This window comes from Paracoccus sp. P2, from assembly GCF_046335115.1.
GTDB classification, from domain to species: Bacteria; Pseudomonadota; Alphaproteobacteria; order Rhodobacterales; family Rhodobacteraceae; genus Paracoccus; species Paracoccus pantotrophus.
Genome location: NZ_JBGOSN010000096.1, coordinates 1 through 5353, shown reverse-complemented (window position 1 = coordinate 5353; position 5353 = coordinate 1). Strand labels below are relative to the sequence as shown.

3 protein-coding genes and 3 pseudogenes are annotated in these 5353 nt (G+C 56.1%); all 6 read left to right on the top strand.

Features of this window, described 5'->3' with window-relative positions:
* Window positions 1-97: pseudogene (locus ACDP63_RS24130) on the top strand (IS5/IS1182 family transposase); the annotation flags it as partial.
* Window positions 98-214: 117 nt separating this feature from the next.
* Window positions 215-916: pseudogene (locus tag ACDP63_RS24125) on the top strand (sugar nucleotidyltransferase); the annotation flags it as partial.
* A complete protein-coding gene (locus tag ACDP63_RS24120; protein ID WP_082849341.1) occupies window positions 913-2064 on the top strand; it encodes an NAD-dependent epimerase/dehydratase family protein in 1152 nt (383 codons plus the stop codon). The pseudogene ACDP63_RS24125 and the gene ACDP63_RS24120, both read left to right, overlap by 4 nt.
* Window positions 2061-3107: a hypothetical protein gene (locus ACDP63_RS24115; protein ID WP_409928790.1), complete on the top strand. Its 1047-nt coding sequence runs from the start codon at window positions 2061-2063 to the stop codon at window positions 3105-3107. Before ACDP63_RS24120 ends, ACDP63_RS24115 begins: the two co-directional genes overlap by 4 nt.
* Before the next feature lie 122 nt (window positions 3108-3229).
* Window positions 3230-4972 carry a rhamnan synthesis F family protein gene (locus ACDP63_RS24110; RefSeq protein ID WP_409928789.1) on the top strand — a complete coding sequence of 581 codons (1743 nt, stop codon included), beginning with the start codon at window positions 3230-3232 and terminating at the stop codon, window positions 4970-4972.
* A gap of 66 nt (window positions 4973-5038) precedes the next feature.
* A pseudogene (locus ACDP63_RS24105) lies at window positions 5039-5185 on the top strand (transposase); the annotation flags it as partial.
* Between the last annotated feature and the right edge of the window lie 168 nt (window positions 5186-5353).

The window sequence follows — 5353 nt, the reverse complement described above, 5'->3', positions numbered from 1 at the left end:
TCGCGTCGCCACCCGCTACGACAAGACCGCCGAAAGCTTCCTGGGCTTCATCGACATCACGTCGATCCGCCTCTGGCTCCGCCATTTGTCAACATGACCTAACCTCTGTCTCAGCTTTAAGGGTAAGAGTATCGCATTTAAAGACAAAATCTCATATTTAATGGCAAAGCACACCCATTGATTTTGTTGAACTCGTCATCTCGCCTTTAAAGGCAAAGCGACACTCGGCGATGGCAGCCAATGGGGAATTGAGCTGACTTATATTGTGCAACCCTCGCCCGATGGGCTGGCGCAGGCCTATATTCTTGCAGAAGATTTCCTCGATGGCGCACCCTCTGCCATGGTTCTGGGCGACAATATCTTTTTCGGCCACGGCCTGCCGGAGATCTTGGCTGAGGCTGACCAGAAAAAGGCCGGCGGAACGGTGTTCGGATATCATGTCGCCGATCCTGAACGATATGGCGTGGTGGCCTTTGATGGGGCCGGCGCAGTGACGCAGATCATCGAGAAGCCCGAGGTGCCGCCGTCGGACTACGCGGTGACGGGGTTGTACTTTCTCGACGGAACGGCACCAGAGCGGGCCAAGAAGGTGCAGCCTTCGGATCGGGGCGAACTTGAGATCACGATGTTGCTGGAAAGTTACCTCCATGACGGCTCCCTGAGCGTGAAACGCATGGGCCGGGGCTATGCTTGGCTGGATACCGGCACCCACGGCAGCCTGCTGGATGCCGGGAACTTCGTGCGCACGCTGGAAAAACGCCAGGGGCTTCAGACGGGAAGCCCGGATGAAGTGGCCTTCAACATGGGCTGGATCAGCGTAAACCAGCTGGAAGAGCGTGTCGCCAAGTACCAAAAGAACGGATATGGTAAATACTTAGGCAATCTTCTGTATTATTCCGGATTCGGAGCCGAATGAACGAAAGAATATTCATAACCGGCGGTGTGGGCTTCATCGGATCAAGGCTTGCCGAATGCTGGACGCGCGCCGGTGGTTTGGTAACGGTCTTCGATAGCTTCCATCCGCAGGTGGCCAGCATCCACGATGCGAACCGACAGCGGCTCTCCGAGCGCGGCGTTGACATCATCAAAGGCGATGTCCGCGACCGAACCGCTCTGGACGCGGCGATCCAGAAGGCCAAACCGGATATCGTCTACCATCTCGCGGCGGAAACCGGCACCGGCCAGTCCTATGACATGCCGGTCCAGTACTCGGATGTAAACGTAAGCGGAACGGCAAACCTCATCGAGGCCCTGAGGACGGCGCAGTCCACAACGCGGCGAGTCATTCTCGCCGGATCCCGCGCCGTGTATGGCGAGGGCGCATGTGTCGACGCCGAGGGACGACCAACCCCAGCCGTGGCGCGGACGAATTCCAACCTTGCTGCGGGAGATTTTGCGCCAAGGGATATCCACGGCAACTGCCTGATCCCGGTTGCCACCAATGCCAGTTGCCCCGCCAATCCGTCCTCAATCTATGCCTCGACCAAATTGATGCAGGAATACCTTCTATTACAGGGATTCTGGGGAAGCGAGACTGAGGTGGGCATCTTGCGCCTGCAAAATGTCTATGGCCCAGGGCAGGCGCTGCGCAATCCCTATACCGGTGTCCTGTCGATCTTCGCCCAGCAGGTCGCCGAGGAGAAGACGCTGGAAATCTACGAAGACGGTGAAATCACCAGGGATTTCGTTTTTATTGATGATGTCGTTTCAGCATTTTTCCGGATGGGCACCGTCAAAGCCATGCCGGATGGCATTATCGACATTGGCAGTGGTGCTGGAACGACAATCCTCGATGCCGCAAGACAGGTTCTGCTGGCAATGGGGCAAGACGAGGGAAACCTGCGGATTTCCGGCAAGTTTCGCCCCGGCGATGTTCGTCACGCCGTGGCCGATATCTCCCGCGCGACAGACGAATTGGGATGGCGCCCGGCCCACGGCCTTTCGACTGGAATTACCCAACTGACAGCTTGGCTGGCCGAGGCGGGTATATCGTCTGCCGGCGGTCGGAATGAGAAAACGGCGCCGACAGCAGCGGCCCTTGCGGCATCCGATATCAAGACATGACGACAGCATCCAGACGGCTGGTATTGCATATCGGTCCACACAAAACGGCATCCAGTTACATTCAGGTTAACCTCAAGAAAGGCGGTCGTGTCCTGGGCAACGGTGGCTGGCTGTACCCCAGCGAGGGCACCGAGTCACTGGGCGCTCATCATCACCTCGCTCACAATGCGAATGAGTACCTTCCCGCACAGGCCCCCTATCGCAATGTGCTGAAGACCTTGGGTGAGACAGCTCGTGCCAAAGGCCAAAGCATCGTGTTGTCCGCCGAGGGGTTCTGCCGCTGGAAGCCCGCGAACTTCGATGTCTTGTCCGGCCTTCTCGGGTTCGACACCTACGAACTGGTCTATGTGGTCCGCGATCCGCTGGACGTGTTCCCGTCCTTCTGGGCAGAAGAGGTCAAGCAGGGGCGTTCGATGGGGTTGGCCGAGCGTTTTGCCGGAGAATTCGCGGACCCGATGAAATCGCGCCTGTTAAACCCCATGCGCGATCTCAACCCTCTGCTAGCCCGGGACCGCGCCCAGATCCATGCGGTGCCGTATGATATTCTCAAGAGGCGCGACATCGACATATTCGAGAATCTGACCGGCGCGATCCTCGACTTGCAAGGTTTCCCCGCACGACATGCCAAGCCGGTCAACGTGAAGTATCCGATCGAACTAACCGAGTTCCTGCGGCTGATGACACTGATCCACGGCCGGGGGCAGCCCAATATCGGTTCCGACTTGCGCTTGAAATTCACTCAACTCGTTTCGGTGGAAGAACAACGCGAGTTACAAACACTGGTTCGTAAACATGCGCATAATGCGCGCCGTGTGATCACAGTGCCGGGGGACTCCACGCTTCGGCTCGGTGTAGAAAATATCTTGAAAGCTCGCCTCAAGGACAACTGGAGCATTGATGTAGGCAAGGATGAGCCGTTGTTTTCAGCTGATCCCCGCAAGTTCGTCCACTACGACGCCTACTTGCTGTCGACGGCCGAGCCCGTCCGCCAAGCTGCCGAAGCCATGGTGCAAAGACTGATAGTCCCAGAGAGAAAAACCTAATGAATTGTACGGCCATCTATGTCCTCCCGCGTGGGCGGATCGGTACGGCCCCGGCAGAGCACGCCTTGGCGGAGTTGCGTGCGTCGTGTCAGCGGCTGGTTGTCGTCCTCTCGGACGCCGAGATGGCGCGCACGCTGGATCGGTTCGAGCCTGATCGTGTGCTGATCGAGCCCAAAGCCAAGACATCCTACCTCGCAGGGGTGCGGGCCGGATTATTATCGGAAGCAAAAGAGGTTGGACACCCTAGGGTCCCGATAATCGCGACCGGCAGTCACGTGCTTGGACCTATCCGCCCCGTGTCACAGATGCTCGATCAGATGGACAGCACCGGCGCCGGGCTGTTTGCGCCCTATTGGCATGCCACTGAAGCTGACCCTCGCACAAAAAACGAGGGGCTACCATCACATATACCCTATCTGGACTTTGCGATTTTTGGTGCAGCGTTACAGGCCACGGACGAGTTCCGAGAGTTTTGGCAAGCGTTCGAAGGTGGCGACCACTGGACAGATTTTAGGCGGGGTCTTGGCCCGTTCGCGCACTTTCTCAAATCGCATGGGCATGACATTCTATACCCACTCGAACTTGACGAGCTGCAAACAAGTGATCCGCGGCTTTACGAGGTGCATAGCCTGGTCAAGAAGGGATGCCCTTGCCTACCTCTAGAGGTTTTCTCACTCGACCCGCTGCTCCACGATATTAATGCCATTTCTCTAAGGCCAGCCCTCGACTTCATGCGCCAAGGGCACCCCGCGGCTTACCAGGCTGCAATTGATCACGCGTGCCAGACAATACCGATGCGCGAGTTCAACGCGAATGCAGATCAGTTCGAAATATTGCCCACGACAGCACTCCAGCCCGATAAATCGGAATGGAACTTTGGAACCGTGGCTGTTTTTATCCACGCCTATTATCCTGAGATGATTGTCGATCTGGCGGGGTTGGTGGAGAACATTCCTGCTCGTCACCATCTGTTTGTCACCACGGCCAGCGAAGAGAACAAACAAACCATCACGAACCATCTCCTAGATAGGGGGTACTCGACCGACGCGATAGATGTTCGTGTTGTCGAGCATAATCGTGGACGCGACATGTCAGCGTTGTTCATCACCTTCCGAGACGTGATCCTGTCCGACAAATACCAAGTGGCACTCCGGCTTCATTCCAAACGGACGCCACAGGTCTCGCCTCGCGTAGCAGAAGAGTTCAAGACACATCTTTTCGACAATCTGGTTGGAAGCCGTGGATACGTTCATAATCTTTTGGACAAGCTGGAAGCAGAACCGGATCTCGGCTTGGTGATTCCGCCCATTATTCACATTGGTTTCGGCACATTGGGGCACTCTTGGTTCAACAACTTTCAACCGACGCGCCAACTGGCAGATGAGATGAAAATAAACGTTCCGTTGGACAGCGCTACACCTGTTGCCCCGAATGGCACGATGTACTGGTTTCGCACCCAAGCATTGCGGCAAATGTTTGAATGGCCTTGGAAATGGGAAGAGTACAACAAAGAGCCTCACCACGTAGATGGAGGGCTAGCCCACGTACAAGAACGCTTGATAGGCTATTGCGCGCAGGCAGCGGGTTACCGAGTGCTTTCGGTTATGACCCCGCAATCAGCCGCGCGCAATTACGCAAAGCTGGAGTACAAGCTGCAGCGGCTGATGTCACATCTCAGCTCTGGGAACATCGTTGAGCAAGATTTTGTTCTTTCGAAGTCCCAAGCAACATTTCGCGGCAAAATATTCCGTTTCTGTTATGAATCTTACGGTAAGATCATTAGACGCTGGCCTGCTTCCAGACGTTGGCTAAGACCGCTGGCTCGATCGTTTCGCAAGTTGCTTGCTCCTGGTGTGAAAAACTAGGTCGTGTTGACAAAAGGGATTCCTCTGGCAGTCGTCCTATGATTCAAGCTCATCTCTACGTGGGAGATGAACTTGGCACGCAACCTGATATCCGACGATGAGTGGACCTTCTTCGAGGGCTTCATTCGTGCCGTCCGGCACCCTAACGGGCGGAAACCTGCGGACCATCGTCTTGTTCTGAATGGTATATTCTGGATCGCAAGGACGTACGCCTGCGGTGAAGGCCGTCTGCTCTGATTGAGCAAATGGTCGTAAGGCATTGCCTTATGGCATACGCTTCAGGGCATCTCGATTTTTGACCGCTCTCTCGACCACGGAGCAGTTGGCGCAACCTGAAGCGCCTCGAAGGCCGTCAGCTGACGGGTTGTTGCGTCGGGTCTG